Here is a 14032-nt window from a genome sequence, read left to right as displayed (position 1 = left end):
CCGGGACTCCAAGGACCCGAGGGGCCGACCCTCTGCTTCCCATCAGCCGCTTGGAACTCGTTCGTCGACGCGATCCAGACCGGCGAGTTCGGCGAACTCTGACCTATCGGGCGCTCTGCTGGAAGGAAGTCCAATGCCGTCGCACGACTTGACCAGCATCAGCTGGTTCGTCTCCAGCTACAGCAACAACGGCGGAGAATGTATCGAGGTCTCCTCGGACCTGCCCGGCCTCGTGCCCGTCCGTGATTCCAAGGACCCCGAGGGTCCCGCCCTCCTCTTCCCCACCGATGCGTGGCGCTCCTTCGTCCACGCTGTCCGAACCGACGAGTTCGGCGTCTGACCAGCCTGCCTCGCCTCTCGGAAGGTAGTCGAATGCGTTCCTCCGACCTCGTCCCCTCCGGCTGGTTCACCTCCAGCTACAGCCAGCAGGGCGGCGACTGCGTTGAAGTTGCCGCCCACAGTCGAAATGTCGTCCCGGTGCGCGACTCCAAGGACCCCGAGGGGCCCGTCCTCCTCTTCCCTGCCGATGCCTGGCGCTCGTTCATCACGGCCCTCCGCGACGACGAGATCAGCGGAGCCTGACACTCCATCCCGAGGAGAACCCGTGCACAGCGTCGATCCGCCCAACCTTCGCTGGTACAAGTCCAGTTACAGCGACAACGGCGGCGTATGCGTCGAGGTCTCGCCGAGCCTCCCCGGCGTCGTCCCCGTCCGGGACTCCAAGGATCCCGAGGGACCCACCCTCGCCTTCCCCCGCACCACGTGGGCCGTCTTCGTCGGCGCTGTCCGGAACGGCGAGTTCGGCAGCACCTGACCGCCGCCGCCCGCTCCGAACCTCTCTCAGCCTGGGTTCTGCAGGCCCATGGGAGTGTGGACGACGGCGATCACGCGGCTGACACGGTTGGTGGAGCATCGGGCCGTGCGGATGGTCTGCCGGGCGGGGTCGCGGTTGTACTGCCGGTAGCAATACAGCAGTTCATGGTGGCGGCGGCAGGGGGTGCGGACGGTTGAGCCGACACCCCAGTAGGCACGGTCGGTCAGCATCGGGCGGAGATCCCCCGGGCCACGCGGATGTGCCCCACGGGGGCTGCATGTGAGGACATCTCATGTGGGGCCTAATTCGCGAGCGGAAGTTCCGGTTCGGGTGATACAAGGTCTGCGTGACTGAGCATCTCGACTTCCCCACCCTGCTGCGCATGATTGACGAGCGGTCCGCCGCGTTCCGCGACGCCGTCGCCGCGGCCCCCAGCCTCGACGCCGACGTACCGTCCTGCCCCGGCTGGACGCTGTACGACCTGGCGAACCACCTCAGTGAGGGGGACCGCTTCTGGGCCCACATCGTGCGGAACACCTCGCCAGGCGACGAGCGGCCGAGCAAGGACGGGGTGGCGGCGCCCAGGGAGCGCGAGGCCCTCATAGCCTGGCTGGCCGATTCGACGGAGCAGCTGATCACCGCTCTGCGCGAGGCCGGCCCGGACCGGGGCTGCTGGGCCTGGTGGGAGCCGCTGGCCTCGCCGCACACGGTGGCCGCCGCGGCCCGCCGCCGGGTCCCGGAGTCGTTGATCCACACCTACGACGCCCAGCTGGCCTCCGGTAGCCCGCAGGAGCTGCCGACGACCGAGGCGGTCGACGCCATCGAGGAGTTCCTCGCCACCGTCTGCACCGTCACGGTCCCGTGGCCGGGCGAGCCCGCGACCATGGACTACCACGCAGCCGGGGCGGGCTCCTGGCGCCAGACGGTGGACGCCGCCGGTTCCCGCTTCACCCGTCTCACCGCGGCGGAGGCCGCCGAGAGCAAGCCCACCGCCGCCCTCTACGGCACGGCGAGTGAGATGGCCCTGCTCATGTACATGCGCATCTCGGCCGACTCACTGCGGGTGGAGGGCGATGCCGACCTGCTCCAGCAGCTGCAGAACTGGGGCTGAGGGAACATCCCCTCCGGAGAGTCTGCGGGTGCAGATGGTGGCTGCTGCGATGCCGGCGAAGGCGGCGAAGTGGTCGGCCTTGCGTTCGTAGCGGCGGTGGAGCCGGCGGAAGCCGCCGAGCCGGGCGGCAGCGCGGTCGATCACCCAGCAGTGCCCGCCGAGGCGCTGAGAGGACTCGACGTCTCGGCGGGCGATGCGCGCCGGGGTCCGCCGACGGCGCAGGAAGGGAGACGTCCTCTTGGACGTGCTGACGGATCGCCAGTTTCCGTTCTTCAAGGACCGGACTCCGTCAGTAGGGGCGGGTAGCGTGCCGATATGACGAACGATCAAGCACGACCGACGCCGGAGCAGATCATCGCGGCCCTCGATGCACTGGGGAGGTCCTCGGGCGAGGAGACGGCGGCCGATCGGGAGGGCGACGCCGCGATCCGCCGGATGCGGCTGCTCAGCCGCCTGTTGGGAGCGGTGCAGGTGCACGCGCTGATGGCCGACGTGACCTTGGCCGCGGCCGACGACTCCCGTATACAGCTCGGCTGGTCCGACCAGCTGAAGTTCGCGGGCGTCGCGGACGACGACGTGTTGCTGGTCGCCTTCCTCGCCTGGCAGATACGGCGGGGAGCCGCTCCGCTGGCGGTCTTCGCGGACTCCGACAACTCCGGGCAGGTCGCGGTCGCCGGTGCGCTCGCCGCCCAGGCCGCGGCCTCGATCCTGGACGTGATGGGGGCGATCTGGCAGGCGATCCCGGCGGGCGACCTGGCGAGCTTCGAGGAGCAGCACCGGGCGATGGAAGGAATCCGGGAGGTCCTCCACGAGGCCCTCGGCAACGTCGACGAGTTCCTGGCCCAGCTGGCGCCGCTGAAGGAGTAGCCCGCTCCGGCCGGAAGGGCGGCGTTCGGGATCCGGGCTGGGCCGTCGTGGCGGGCCGGAGGCTCTCCGCAGCGGCCCGGCGGCCCAGCGGCCGATGGAAGGAGCGCGCGGCTCGGCGTCGCCGGACGGTGGTGTCGCAAAGCCGCCAGCGGCGGGCCGACCCCCACTGGTCCAATAACGATCATGACTGCACAGCACGACAGCGCACGGCTGTTCCACGCACTCCACGACCCTGCCGCACCGCTGGCTCTGGCCAATGCCTGGGACGCCGCGAGCGCCCGTCTGGTCGAGGCTGCGGGGGCCCGGGCGATCGCCACCACCAGCGCCGGTGTCTCCTGGGGACTGGGCGCGGCGGACGGCAACCACCTCGACCGGGACCAGGCCATCGCGTTGATCGGCCGCGTGGTGGACGCGGTGTCCGTCCCGGTCACCGCCGACATCGAGAGCGGGTTCGGCGCCACCCCGGCCGAGGTCGCTGACACGGTCGTCCGGGTGGTGGCCGTCGGGGCGGTCGGGATCAACATCGAGGACGCGCACGCGGGCGGCGGCTTCGCGTTGCGTCCGGTCACCGAGCAGGGCGCGCGCATCACCGCCGCCCGCTCGGCAGCCGACGAAGCCGGCGTCCGGCTCTACATCAACGCCCGGGTGGACACGTTCCTCCTCGGTGTCGGCCCGGAGGAAGCCCGTCTTCAGGAGACCCTGGACCGCGCCCGCGCCTACCTCGACGCCGGGGCCACCGGCATCTTCGTGCCCGGGGTCACGGACGCCGGTACGGTCGCCGCTCTCACCGAGGGCATCCCGGCGCCGGTGAACATCCTGGCCGGCCCGGGTGCCCCGTCCGTGGCCGAGCTGTCGAAGCTGGGCGTGGCCCGGGTCAGCCTTGGTTCCGCGGTCGCCGAGGCGGCGTACGCGGTGGTCCGCCGAGTAGCCGCGGAGCTGGCCGGCAGCGGCACCTACACCTCCCTGACGGGGGCCGTCGACTACAGCGAGCTCAACGCCCTGATGCGCGGCTGAGTCGGGACGGCGCCGCCGGGCACGGGCGTCCGTGCAGCCGCCCGTCAAGGACGGTGGTCGTCTCCGGCGGGCGGCTCCTGCGCTTCCCGGATGTGGCGGACGTTGCTGGTGCCGCACGCCAGGCAGACCATCCATTCCAGCAGTCGGCCGCGCTCGTCGCGCCGGCGATCGCAGTCGACGACGTTGGACTCGTCCTCGCCGCAGAAGAAGCAGGTGCCGAAACTGGAGAAGGCGGAACCCCGTTGCCGCACCTGACGCTGGCATCCCCGACAGCAACGCCGGCTGCAGCAGGCGCGCCGAGGTGCCGCTGATCGTGGCAGGGAACCACCCGACCATCCGGCTGGATCACCCGTGGCCACCCCCAGCCCCGCGCAGTTTGGGGAGGCCCCGGGGCCGCCGCGGGGGTGTCAGCGCACCGGGCTATCCTTCCCGGCACCGCACACCGACCGTGAGGATCACCAGTAGTGACCGGCCTGTCCGCCTTCCCGCTTCCCTTCCAGAGCACCTGTTCCCCGGCGTTCACGACGCCCCGGACGTTGCGGGAGCTGCAGATGATGCAGTGCAGTGCCCACCTGCGCGCCAAGCCCGCGTGGTTCGACAAGATGAACGACCCCGACATCGCTGCCCGGTGGACCCAGGAGGCGGTGGCGCAGGGCATGACCGAAGCTCAGGTGCGCCACGTCCTCGCCGAGCTGGAGCACTACGCCGCCTTGCGCGACGCGCGCACCGGCATCGAAGTCTCCGCGGTCGACGGCGTCTGGCAGTCGGACACCCTCGTCGACGAGCAGCTCAGGACCCGGCTGCGCGAGGCGGTCCGGATCCTGGAAGAGGTCCCCGAAGCGGCGCGGGATTGGCACCCCGGGTCCGACGGCCAGGTGCTGGACCTCGTCCATCCCTCCCTGTTCTGTCTGGTGAGGGAGGCGAGCGGAGGTCCCGAGCAGGCGTGGCAGAACCCGACGAACCACTACGCGAAGTACGAGTTCTCGGAGCGGTTCCAGTGGCTGCCCACGGACGTCGACGTCAGCGAAGACGGAGCCGTCGCCTTCCGCTCGTACGTCAACAACGTGCATCCCGAAGAGCACCGCGCACTGGAGTCCGTCCTGCCGGACCTGTTCGCGCGCCTGCGCCCGCTGTTCGAGAATGTGCTCACCGATCTGCGGCACCCGCGGCCCCTACGGATCGAGGCCGACCCCTACAGCTGGTACAACCCCAAGCCAAAGTACCCGCACAGGTCGTCCTACCCCGACAACGACGCCTACATGGAGGCCCGCGCCGCCTGGGACGAGGCGTACGACGAGTGGTTCGAGAACCGCCACCCGATCGTCCCGGACGCCCCGGAGTTCAGCCCGCCCGCCCTGCCCGACGCCTCCGCCCACGTCGACCTGCGCGCCCGCCGCCTCCAGGTCATCGTCAAGCTGGCCACCGTCCACCTCGCCCCGGACCAGCCCGAGTACGCCGGCGGTTCCTGGCACGTCGAGGGCATGCTGAACGAGCGGATCGTCTCGACCGGCATCTACTACTGGGACAGCGAGAACATCACCGAGAGCCGGCTGGGATTCCGCGCCGCCCTCGACGACCCGCACTACACACAGAACGACGACACCGGGCTGCGCGAGGTATACGGGCTCGAAGACGAGGACGCCCTGAACCAGGTACTGGGCGCGGTACCGACTCCGGAGGGCCGCTGCCTGGCCTTTCCCAACGTCCTCCAGCACCGCGTGGACGCCTTCCGCCTCGCGGACCCGACCCGCCCGGGCCACCGCAAGATCCTCGCGTTCTTCCTCGTCGACCCGACGCAGCGGATCGTCTCGACCTCGGACGTACCGCCGCAGCAGCCCTGGTCCGACACCGCGACCATGACGCTGGAGGAGGCCAAGACGTACCGCGAGGAGCTCATGCAGGAAAGGAAGTTCTTCGTAGACGAGCACAATGAGCAGCTCTACGAACGCGAGTTCTCCCTCTGCGAGCACTGAACCACTACAGCACGGGCGCGATACTGAGAACCCGTCTCCCCATCTGAAGTCGACGTCGTACGCACGCTGGAGTGCAGGACCGCGACGAGGAGGCCGCAGCTGGTCTCCCGAACCTCGACCGGCTCCGCTACCACGCCCCAACCGGTTGGATGTCCGCCACATCCAACCGGTTCCGACCCCGCCACTGCCAACCCGGTGAACGTTCCCGGTCACAGCACCTGGCGCCATCCGCTCTCCCCCTCCTCCAGGCCATCACCCCTCAGGGTGCCACCGGTCGCGGGGGCAGGGCGGCGATCAGCTCGTCCAGCAGCGCGGGGTCTCCGACGATCTCAACGATGCCCGCGGCTACTGCGTCGGCGAGCGGGAGTTCCTTGATCAGCACCGACTGCAAGGTGCGGTGGTCGGTGTGGACGTCGACGTCCACGGCACCCCCGGAGTCCCCCCGAACAACGGTGATCCGCCCGTCGGCGACCTCCACCCGGTAGGTGTCGCGCTCCAGGGTGAACCGGTAGGCCGCAGTCCAGGAACGCGAAGGCGCGAAGAAGGCGCGCAGGCCCAGCAGCACGGTGTCCGCGGTGAGGTCGCCGCTGAGCGGCACGATCGGCGAGCGCATGCCCCACGTCCTGAGGGCGTCGAAGACGGGCTCCAACTCCGCCCCCCACGGCGTGAGTTCGTACACCTTGACCGAGGAGGCCGGCGGAGGCAGCGTGCGCCGCTGCAGGACGCCGACGGCTTCCAGGTCGCGCAGGCGCTGGGCGAGGACGCTCGGCCCGAGGCCGGGCAGGGCTGCCTGGAGGTCGGCGTAGCGGCGGGGGCCGAGTCGCAGTTCGCGGACGACGAGGAGGGCCCAGCGTTCGCCGACCAGGTCGAGGGCGTGCGCGATGGGGCACGCCTGCCCGTACGTCCGCTTCCCGGCTCCCGCTCCTGCCGTCACCCCGGCCCGCTCGGCCATGTCGCACCCCGTTCCACTCATCCGATCATCTACTTCGAAAACAGTAGCACGAGCTTCGAATTTCGAAGTAGAGTACGGAACAGGAGAGCCGAACGACGGAGGAGTGCCATGCCCAGCAACACCCCCTCGACCCCGGGCGCCCCAGGGGCCCCGGAGCGGATCGTGCACGTGAACGGCATCGACCTGGCCGTCCAGGCGTTCGGCGACCCGGCCGCGCCGCCCGTCCTGCTGATCGGCGGCGCCGAGGCGACGATGGACTGGTGGGACGACGAGTTCGTCGCCGCCCTCGCGGACGGCGGCCGGTACGTCGTCCGCTACGACACCCGTGACACCGGCCGCTCCACCACCTGGCCGGTCGGCGCCCCCGTCTACACGCAGGACGACCTGACCGCCGACGTGCTCGGCATCCTGGACGCCCTCGGTCTCGGCACCGCCCACCTGGTGGGCGTCTCGATGGGCGGCGGGCTCGCGCAGCGGATCGCCGTCGAGCACCCGGACCGGGTGGCCACCCTCACCCTGATCGCCACCAGCCCCGGAGGGCCCGGCGGTCCGGATCACCCCGACCTCCCGCCCATGAGCGACGCGCTGGCGAAGATGTTCGCGGAGCCGTCGGAGGGGCCGGACTGGACCGACCGGGACGCGGTGATCGCGTACTTCCTCACCGGAGAGCACGCCTTCGCGGGCACCATCCCCGTCGACGAGGACCGTCTGCGGCGCACCGCCGGACGCGCCTTCGACCGCAGCCCGGTGCCGGCCGCCGCCGGCAACCACTGGATGATCGAGGGCGGCGAGCCGGTCCGCGACCGGCTCGGCACCATCACCGCCCCCACCCTCGTCCTGCACGGCACCGCGGACCCGCTCTTCCCGTACGGGCACGGCGAGGCACTGGCCCGCGAGATCCCGGGTGCGCGGCTCGTCCCCCTCCCCGGGATGGGGCACCAGATGCCGCCGCCGGAGGTCTGGGACACGGCGCTCGGCGCGATCCTCGCTCACACCGCGCCGCGGGAAGCCTGACCGCCGCCGCCCGGCAGCGGAGGCCCACCCCGTGTCCCGCGCCGGGCCCCCGCAGGCCGGATCCGCCGATCCGGCCTGCGCGCGGTGGGCCCCCCGGGCGGGTGTTCCCGGCCCCGTCAGGCGCCGATTGCCGGGGCATCGAGGCCCCGCAGGAAGTCCACCAGGATGCGGGTGAACTCCTCGGGCTGCTCCATGGACGGGTAGTGGCCGACGCCGTCCATCAGGACCGTGCGGCCGTTCGGCACCCGGTCCATCAGGGCGGTGACGGTGTCCAGCAGGCCGGGCACGTCGAGGGCGCCGTTGATGGCGAGCACGGGCACGGTGATCCCGGCCGCGCGGGTGGCGAGGTCCTGGACCGGGACGAGGTGGTCGGGCTCGTCGGGGGTGTGCTTCATCAGGGTGCGCAGGGCCATGTCGCGGACGTGGGCGACGACGGCCGGGTCGACCTCGTCGAGGCTGCGCTTCGGGCCGGCGATCCACTCGACGAAGCCGTCGAGGTACCCGGCGATGTCGCCGGTGGCCAGCGCCGCGCCCTGTCGGCCGGCGGCGGCGGCGGACCACGGGTCGGTGAGGTCGGGCTCGCCGATGCCGCGGCCGCTGACGACCAGGGCGCGCACCAGGTCGGGGTACTCGACGGCGGTGTCGATGCCGATCATGCCGCCCATCGAGACGCCGACCAGGGCGACCTGGCGCAGTCCGAGGTGCTTGAGCAGGCCGGCCAGGTCGTCGGCCCAGCGGAACGGGCCGCTCGCGTTGTCGGACCGGCCGTGGCCGCGGGCGTCGGGGACGATCACCCGGTAGCCGAGGTCGGTGAGGCCGGGGACCAGGTTGTCGAACTTGGTGCCGTCCACGAAGCCGCTGTGCAGGAGGACCAGCACCTCGCCGTCACGGGGGCCCTCGTCGAGGAAGGCGAGGCGGCCGTCGGTGGACTGGAACGTTTCGAACGCGGTCTCTGTCATGACAACCAAGGTGTCATATGTTCGCGAGAATGGCAACCCGGTTGTCATGTGGTGTGAGACAGTGGCGTCATGCCCGAGAACACACCCGTCCCCCTCACCCCCGACGAGCTGCCGGAACGCCTCATGGAAGTCTTCGCGCTCGTCGGCCCCCTCTACCGCCGCGTGCAGCGCAGGATCGAACTCGACGCCGCCCAGGGCATCTCCGTGGGCGTGCGCGCCGTCCTGGAGCTGCTCTTCCGCAACGGCCCGATGACCGCCCCGCAGATGGGCCGGGCCCAGTCGCTGAGCCGGCAGTTCGTCCAGCGGATGGTCAACGACGCCGCCGGGCGGGGCCTCGTCGAGAGCATCCCGAACCCGGCCCACCGGCGCTCCTCGCTCATCCGGCTCACCGAGGACGGCCGGGCATCGATCACCGCCATCACGGCCCGGGAGTACGCCCTGCTGCGCCAGACCGGCGGCGACCTCACCGACGCCGACCTCACCACCTGCGTACGGGTGCTGGCGCGGATGCTGGAGCTCTTCGAGGACGTCGATCTGACCGGCTCCGAACCGCCCCGATGAGGCACTGCGATGAGGCGCCCCGGTGAGGCGCCGCGGCGGCCCGTCAGGCGTCGGCGTCGACCCGCCGCGGCCCGTCAGGCGTCGGCGTCGACCCGCTCCGGCTCGACCCGCTGCGGCTCGACGGGCCCGGGCGGGGCGGCGGCCGGCGCCGGGCCGACCCGGCGCACCTGGCTGTTTCCGCAGGCCAGGCAGACCACCAGGTCCAGCAGGTCGCCGCGTTCGCTGCGCCAGGGCTCCCCGGCGACGTTCGACCCGCCCTCGCCGCAGAACCAGCAGTGGCCCTCGGCGCCCGGCAGGGGCCGCATGGTGCGCAGTTCACCGCCCTCGTGGTGCTGGAGGCCGCGCCAGCCGCAGCGGCGGCAGGCCCACCAGAGTTCGCGCCGCCACCGGGGCGGGCCGCCGCCGTCGGGGCGCACCCGGCGGACCGGCGCGGCGGTCAGGCGGGCCTCGCAGCCCGGGCACTCCGGTGTCGCCATGCGCCCGCCCCCTCCGGCTCGGTGCGCCGCGACCGGCCGCCGTCGGCGATCTTGTGCGCGCACTACCGTGACATGTTAATGCCAGGCGAGCACCTGTCACCGCTCCGTGCGCGCACTTTCGGCGACGATCCGTCAGTCTTGTTGCCATGTACGTGATTCGCGTGCACCTGAGCGCGCCGAACAGTGACCTCCCCGCCCCGCCCGCGGCCGCGCTTCGGGAGGGCCTGGAGCAGCGGCTCCGGCGGCCGACCCGGGTGTGCCACGCGCGGTTCCGCGAGACGCCCGGGCGGCTGGACGGGGTGCTCTTCGTGATGGCCGTCGGCCTGCTCCCGGCCGAGGCCGAGCTGGCCGCGGCCCTCCGCGAACTCCTCGCCGGAGGAGGGCCGTGGGGCGGCTGGCAGCTGGTCCGCTGCGAGGCGGACGCCTGGCTGGCCCTGGGCCTGCACGAACTGCCCAGCCGCCCCTGAGCCCTGTCCGAGAACGGCGCGGCCTCAGCCCGCCGAGGCCAGGTACGCCGCGGAGCCCGCGGGGTCGAGGAACCACTCCTCCAGGTCGGCCGGGTCCGCGAAGGCGTTGGCGAAGCGGCGGGCGACGGCCGGGAGCCGCTCGGCGGCGCCGATCAGCTCCAGGACGTGCGGCGGCGCGGGGGCCAGCATGGCGTTGGTCCAGGTGGTGGCGACCCGCACCTGCGCCCAGTAGCGGTCGAAGACGCCCTGCATGAAGTCCCGGTCGAAGGGCTTGTCCCCGTGCTCCAGGATCGCGGCGAGGTGCAGATCGGCCGCCCGGGCGGCGTTGTTGGCGCCCTGGCCGGTGACCGGGTCGTTGAGGACCACGGTGTCGGCGAGGCCCAGCACCGTGCCGCCGCCCGGCAGTTCGCCGATCGGCCGGCGGACGGTCGGCGCGAAGCGGCCGGCGAGGGTCGCCCCGGCGTCGGTCAGCTCCACGCCGCCGGCCGCCCGCTCGTACTCCCAGGGGACGTGCTCGCGGGCCAGCCGCAGCGTGCGGCGCAGCAGTTCGGCCGGGTCGCGCACCCCGTCGAAGACGTCCAGCGGGCCGCCCGGGACGGTCTCCCAGAGGACGATGTCGCACGGGCCGGAGGTGGTCAGCGCGGGGATGGTGAAGAACTCCCCCGCGCCGGGCACCAGGTTGCAGCCCACCGCGGCGGCTCCCGGCCGCGGGGCGAGCCCGTGCACGTACGCGACGGCCAGGGTGCGCTGCGGGGCGGCGTACGGGGAGCGGTCGGCGTCGCGTTCGAAGAGGGCGGAGAGCTCGCCCTTGCCGGCGGCGACGAGCACCAGGTCGTGGCGGGCGGCGCGGCGGTCCAGGTCGGCGACCGTGACGGCGCCCAGCTCGACGGTGCCGCCGCGCTCGGCGAAGGTGTCGAGCCAGGCGGCGAGCTTCACCCGCTGGTCGACGGACCGGGCGGGCGCGTCGAGCCGCCCGGACCAGCGGACCGCCGGCGGGCCCTGCGGGGCGGCGACGGCGAGGTCGATGCACTCGATCGCCGGGGCCCGCCCGGCCCACAGGTCGAGGCCGAGCGCGCGTTCGGTCCGCAGCGCGGGCTCGAACATGCACTGGGTGGAGAGCACCCGGCCGCCGCGGACCTCGTCCGCGCTCCGGTCGGTCGCCACGGTGACCTCGTAGCCGTGCGACTGGAGCCCGAGGGCGAGTTGGAGTCCGGCCTGCCCGGCCCCGACGATCAGAATCCTGCGCATCCCTGCCCGCTTTCGTCGTGTGTCGCGAACGGGGACCAGCTCTACCACGGTGCGGAGCCCGCGGCGCCGGGGTGCGCACCGGAGCGCGGGGGCCGCCCCGGGCGCACGGAAGCACCCGGGGCGGCCCTACGGCGCGCGGCCAGTGGGTCAGTAGGTCAGTAGGTCAGTAGGTCAGTAGGTCAGTAGGTCAGGATCCCCGGGTCGGAGCGGCCCGGGGCGCCGGTCTCGACGTGGCCGGCCAGCCGGCGCAGGAAGTCCCCGCCCGCGGCGGAGGTGACCGTCACGTCGTACCAGCGGCCGGTGGCGGTCAGCGCCACGGTGTGGGCGACGGTCGCGCCGGGGCGGACGGCGACGGTCCGGCTCTCGCCGCCGTAGGCGTTGGTGACGGTCAGCCGGGCCTCGGCGGTGCCGGCGTTGGTGAGGGTGAGGTCGAGGTTGCCGGTGGTCGCGTTGTGGCGGGCGGTGACCTCGGGCCCGGCGGTCTTCCCGGGGTTGCGGAAGCGCCGCAGGAAGCCGTTCGGCCCGTGCACGGTGAGGTCGGTGAGGCTCTTGGAGTACTTGCTGTTCCAGGTGTCGGAGACGGTGGCGCCGGCCGCCGCGGTGTACGTCCAGGGGGCGTCGGTGCGGTTGGCGGAGGTGATGTAGAAGTGGGCGCCGGCGGCCGGTCCGCCGGAGAAGGTGAGCCGGTAGGTGCCGGCCGCAGTGTCGGCCGAGCCGTCGACGTACGGCGCGTAGCGCAGCGGGCGGGTGGGCCGGTCGCCGGGCTCCTGGCGGGGCATGGTGGCGACGGCGGGCGCGGTGGGCCGGAAGTCGGGGTGGCGCTCGCGGTCCGGCGGGTAGTACCCGGCGGTGGGCGGCAGGGCGGCCGGGGCGGTGTCGGTCCGGGCGAAGTCGAAGGCCGCGGTGAGGTCGCCGCAGACGGCCCGCCGCCAGGGCGAGATGTTGGGCTCGTGGACGCCGAAGCGGCGCTCCAGGAAGCGGATGACCGAGGTGTGGTCGAAGGTCTCGGAGCAGCTGTAGCCGCCGGTGCTCCACGGGGAGACCACCAGCATCGGCACCCGCGGGCCGAGGCCGTACGGGCCGGCGACCAGGCCGGTCCGGCCGGGGAAGCGGTCGAGCGCGGTCGGCACGGTGGACAGGCCCTCGGCGGGGCCGGCCGGCGGGTACGGCGGGACGACGTGGTCGAAGAAGCCGTCGTTCTCGTCGTAGGTGATGAACAGCGCGGTGCGGGCCCAGACGTCCGGGTCGGAGGTCAGCGCGTCGAGCACCTGGGCGATGTACCAGGCGCCGTAGTTGGACGGCCAGTTGGAGTGCTCGGAGAAGGCCTCGGGGGCGGCGATCCAGGAGACCTGCGGCAGCCGGCCGCCCTGCACGTCGGCCCGGAGCCGGTCGAACAGGCCTTCGCCGGTGCGGGCGTCGGTACCGGTGCGGGCCTTGTCGTAGAGCGGGTCGCCGGGCCGGGCGTTGCGGTAGGCGTTGAAGTACAGCAGGGAGTTGTCGCCGTAGTTGCCGCGGTAGGCGTCGTTGATCCAGCCCCAGGAGCCGGCCGCGTCCAGGCCGTTGCCGATGTCCTGGTAGATCCGCCAGGAGACGCCGGCCGCCTCCAGCCGCTCGGGGTAGGTGGTCCAGCCGTAGCCGGCCTCGGCGTTGTCGAGCACCGGGCCGCCGCCGGTGCCGTCGTTGCCGGTGTGCCCCGTCCACAGGTAGTAGCGGTTGGGGTCGGTGGAGCCGATGAACGAGCAGTGGTAGGCGTCGCAGACGGTGAAGGCGTCGGCGAGGGCGTAGTGGAACGGGATGTCCCCGCGGGTGAGGTGGGCCATCGTGGTGGCGGTCTTGGCGGGCACCCACTGGTCCCAGCGGCCCTGGTTGAACGCCTTCTGGCCGCCCGCCCAGTCGTGGTTGAGGCCCTGGAGGAACTCCATGCCCAGGTTCTCCCCGGCGGGCCGGAAGGGCAGGACGACCTTGTTGCCGTTCGCCTGGTGCCAAACCGGCTTGCCGCTGGGCAGGGTCACCGGGCGGGGGTCGCCGAAGCCCCGAACGCCCTTCAGGGCGCCGAAGTAGTGGTCGAAGGAACGATTCTCCTGCATCAGGACGACGACGTGCTCGACGTCCTGGAGGGTGCCGGTGCTGCCCTGGGCGGGGATGGCCGCCGCCCGCGCGATGCTGTCGGAGAGCGCGGTGAGCGCGGTCGCACCGCCTGCGAGCTGCAGGAACCGGCGCCGGTTGAGTTCTGCCATGGGTGGGTCGACCTCCACGAGGGTGGGTGGGGTTCGGAGCGCCCCAAGGACAGCGTCCCCGTCCGACCACCCGGCGGACACCTCGTGACCGCGCGCGGTACAGCGGACGAACGCCCGGCGGGCGCCGCCCCTGCCGCCACTGTGCGACCGCCGTGCAACTGCTCTGCAACTTCCCGCGTCACGGCCTTGCGCGGGGCGGGCCGCTGCCGACAACCTGGTGTCCACCGATCACCACCCGGTGTCACCGGCCGATTCCGCTTCCCCCGCCTCCTCCACCACCGCGTGCCAGTCCGCGCGGGGCCTCCGGCGACCCCGGACGCCCGCCCGGATCCCTTCCGA

18 protein-coding genes are annotated in these 14032 nt (G+C 72.5%); 10 read left to right on the top strand and 8 right to left on the bottom strand.

What is annotated here, in order from left to right:
* Positions 1–133 precede the first annotated feature (133 nt).
* Genes ACWGB8_RS02675 through ACWGB8_RS02665 form a run of 3 tightly spaced genes read left to right on the top strand, consistent with a single transcriptional unit; the run spans position 134 to position 814 of the window.
* A complete protein-coding gene (locus ACWGB8_RS02675; protein WP_452209569.1) occupies positions 134–340 on the top strand; it encodes a DUF397 domain-containing protein in 207 nt (68 codons plus the stop codon).
* Between the two features lie 32 nt (positions 341–372).
* The gene (locus ACWGB8_RS02670; protein WP_452209525.1) at positions 373–582 is read left to right on the top strand and encodes a DUF397 domain-containing protein; all 210 of its coding nucleotides are present in this window, start codon (positions 373–375) and stop codon (positions 580–582) included.
* 22 nt (positions 583–604) lie between these two features.
* On the top strand, positions 605–814 hold the full coding sequence (locus tag ACWGB8_RS02665) for a DUF397 domain-containing protein (RefSeq protein WP_452209523.1): 210 nt from the start codon (positions 605–607) through the stop codon (positions 812–814).
* A gap of 26 nt (positions 815–840) precedes the next feature.
* Here the strand turns inward: ACWGB8_RS02665 and ACWGB8_RS02660 are convergent, their stop codons facing one another.
* Entirely contained in the window at positions 841–1044 is a 204-nt protein-coding gene (locus tag ACWGB8_RS02660) for a hypothetical protein (RefSeq protein WP_452209521.1), read from the bottom strand.
* 116 nt (positions 1045–1160) lie between these two features.
* Here ACWGB8_RS02660 and ACWGB8_RS02655 point away from each other — a divergent pair, with 116 nt between their 5' ends.
* Positions 1161–1925, top strand: coding sequence for a maleylpyruvate isomerase family mycothiol-dependent enzyme (locus ACWGB8_RS02655; protein ID WP_452209519.1), 765 nt, complete (start codon positions 1161–1163; stop codon positions 1923–1925).
* On the opposite strand, the gene ACWGB8_RS02650 is transcribed toward ACWGB8_RS02655, so the two are convergent.
* Entirely contained in the window at positions 1869–2201 is a 333-nt protein-coding gene (locus ACWGB8_RS02650) for a hypothetical protein (RefSeq protein ID WP_452209518.1), read from the bottom strand. The genes ACWGB8_RS02655 and ACWGB8_RS02650 overlap by 57 nt on opposite strands.
* 39 nt (positions 2202–2240) lie before the next feature.
* Between ACWGB8_RS02650 and ACWGB8_RS02645 the strand changes: the two genes are divergently transcribed.
* Entirely contained in the window at positions 2241–2792 is a 552-nt protein-coding gene (locus tag ACWGB8_RS02645; protein ID WP_452209516.1) for a DUF6245 family protein, read from the top strand.
* A 183-nt stretch (positions 2793–2975) separates the two neighbouring features.
* The gene (locus ACWGB8_RS02640; RefSeq protein ID WP_452209515.1) at positions 2976–3806 is read left to right on the top strand and encodes an isocitrate lyase/PEP mutase family protein; all 831 of its coding nucleotides are present in this window, start codon (positions 2976–2978) and stop codon (positions 3804–3806) included.
* 44 nt (positions 3807–3850) lie between these two features.
* Here ACWGB8_RS02640 and ACWGB8_RS02635 read toward each other — a convergent pair whose 3' ends face one another.
* Positions 3851–4057 (bottom strand): hypothetical protein, encoded by a 207-nt coding sequence (locus tag ACWGB8_RS02635; protein ID WP_452209513.1) that lies wholly within the window; start codon positions 4055–4057, stop codon positions 3851–3853.
* A 213-nt stretch (positions 4058–4270) separates the two neighbouring features.
* On the opposite strand from ACWGB8_RS02635, the gene ACWGB8_RS02630 reads away from it, so the two are divergent.
* Positions 4271–5779, top strand: coding sequence for a DUF4246 domain-containing protein (locus tag ACWGB8_RS02630; RefSeq protein ID WP_452209511.1), 1509 nt, complete (start codon positions 4271–4273; stop codon positions 5777–5779).
* A 259-nt stretch (positions 5780–6038) separates the two neighbouring features.
* Here ACWGB8_RS02630 and ACWGB8_RS02625 read toward each other — a convergent pair whose 3' ends face one another.
* Positions 6039–6752: a winged helix-turn-helix transcriptional regulator gene (locus ACWGB8_RS02625; RefSeq protein WP_452209509.1), complete on the bottom strand. Its 714-nt coding sequence runs from the start codon at positions 6750–6752 to the stop codon at positions 6039–6041.
* Positions 6753–6839: 87 nt separating this feature from the next.
* On the opposite strand from ACWGB8_RS02625, the gene ACWGB8_RS02620 reads away from it, so the two are divergent.
* Positions 6840–7745 (top strand): alpha/beta fold hydrolase, encoded by a 906-nt coding sequence (locus ACWGB8_RS02620; RefSeq protein WP_452209507.1) that lies wholly within the window; start codon positions 6840–6842, stop codon positions 7743–7745.
* Between the two features lie 116 nt (positions 7746–7861).
* Here the strand turns inward: ACWGB8_RS02620 and ACWGB8_RS02615 are convergent, their stop codons facing one another.
* Entirely contained in the window at positions 7862–8704 is an 843-nt protein-coding gene (locus ACWGB8_RS02615) for an alpha/beta fold hydrolase (RefSeq protein WP_452209505.1), read from the bottom strand.
* Positions 8705–8773: 69 nt separating this feature from the next.
* Between ACWGB8_RS02615 and ACWGB8_RS02610 the strand changes: the two genes are divergently transcribed.
* Positions 8774–9265 carry a MarR family winged helix-turn-helix transcriptional regulator gene (locus ACWGB8_RS02610; RefSeq protein WP_452209504.1) on the top strand — a complete coding sequence of 164 codons (492 nt, stop codon included), beginning with the start codon at positions 8774–8776 and terminating at the stop codon, positions 9263–9265.
* A 74-nt stretch (positions 9266–9339) separates the two neighbouring features.
* Here the strand turns inward: ACWGB8_RS02610 and ACWGB8_RS02605 are convergent, their stop codons facing one another.
* Positions 9340–9741: a hypothetical protein gene (locus tag ACWGB8_RS02605; RefSeq protein WP_452209502.1), complete on the bottom strand. Its 402-nt coding sequence runs from the start codon at positions 9739–9741 to the stop codon at positions 9340–9342.
* Positions 9742–9887: 146 nt separating this feature from the next.
* On the opposite strand from ACWGB8_RS02605, the gene ACWGB8_RS02600 reads away from it, so the two are divergent.
* Positions 9888–10208: a hypothetical protein gene (locus tag ACWGB8_RS02600; protein ID WP_452209500.1), complete on the top strand. Its 321-nt coding sequence runs from the start codon at positions 9888–9890 to the stop codon at positions 10206–10208.
* Between the two features lie 24 nt (positions 10209–10232).
* Here the strand turns inward: ACWGB8_RS02600 and ACWGB8_RS02595 are convergent, their stop codons facing one another.
* Positions 10233–11456, bottom strand: coding sequence for a styrene monooxygenase/indole monooxygenase family protein (locus ACWGB8_RS02595; protein ID WP_452209498.1), 1224 nt, complete (start codon positions 11454–11456; stop codon positions 10233–10235).
* 179 nt (positions 11457–11635) lie between these two features.
* Positions 11636–13693: a phosphocholine-specific phospholipase C gene (locus ACWGB8_RS02590; RefSeq protein ID WP_452209496.1), complete on the bottom strand. Its 2058-nt coding sequence runs from the start codon at positions 13691–13693 to the stop codon at positions 11636–11638.
* Between the last annotated feature and the right edge of the window lie 339 nt (positions 13694–14032).

It is taken from the genome of Kitasatospora sp. NPDC054939 (assembly GCF_053610105.1).
Note: the sequence above shows the minus strand (reverse complement) of the source record. Positions and strands in the feature narration are given on the sequence as shown.

Bases quoted from the DNA above. Each gene is read 5' to 3' on its own strand.
- ACWGB8_RS02590 (WP_452209496.1), bottom strand. From the start codon at position 13,693: ATGGCAGAACTCAACCGGCGCCGGTTCCTGCAGCTCGCAGGCGGTGCG.
- ACWGB8_RS02645 (WP_452209516.1), top strand. From the start codon at position 2,241: ATGACGAACGATCAAGCACGACCGACGCCGGAGCAGATCATCGCGGCC.
- ACWGB8_RS02595 (WP_452209498.1), bottom strand. From the start codon at position 11,456: ATGCGCAGGATTCTGATCGTCGGGGCCGGGCAGGCCGGACTCCAACTC.
- ACWGB8_RS02670 (WP_452209525.1), top strand. From the start codon at position 373: ATGCGTTCCTCCGACCTCGTCCCCTCCGGCTGGTTCACCTCCAGCTAC.
- ACWGB8_RS02675 (WP_452209569.1), top strand. From the start codon at position 134: ATGCCGTCGCACGACTTGACCAGCATCAGCTGGTTCGTCTCCAGCTAC.
- ACWGB8_RS02625 (WP_452209509.1), bottom strand. From the start codon at position 6,752: ATGAGTGGAACGGGGTGCGACATGGCCGAGCGGGCCGGGGTGACGGCA.
- ACWGB8_RS02610 (WP_452209504.1), top strand. From the start codon at position 8,774: ATGCCCGAGAACACACCCGTCCCCCTCACCCCCGACGAGCTGCCGGAA.
- ACWGB8_RS02640 (WP_452209515.1), top strand. From the start codon at position 2,976: ATGACTGCACAGCACGACAGCGCACGGCTGTTCCACGCACTCCACGAC.
- ACWGB8_RS02615 (WP_452209505.1), bottom strand. From the start codon at position 8,704: ATGACAGAGACCGCGTTCGAAACGTTCCAGTCCACCGACGGCCGCCTC.
- ACWGB8_RS02620 (WP_452209507.1), top strand. From the start codon at position 6,840: ATGCCCAGCAACACCCCCTCGACCCCGGGCGCCCCAGGGGCCCCGGAG.
- ACWGB8_RS02660 (WP_452209521.1), bottom strand. From the start codon at position 1,044: ATGCTGACCGACCGTGCCTACTGGGGTGTCGGCTCAACCGTCCGCACC.
- ACWGB8_RS02600 (WP_452209500.1), top strand. From the start codon at position 9,888: ATGTACGTGATTCGCGTGCACCTGAGCGCGCCGAACAGTGACCTCCCC.
- ACWGB8_RS02605 (WP_452209502.1), bottom strand. From the start codon at position 9,741: ATGGCGACACCGGAGTGCCCGGGCTGCGAGGCCCGCCTGACCGCCGCG.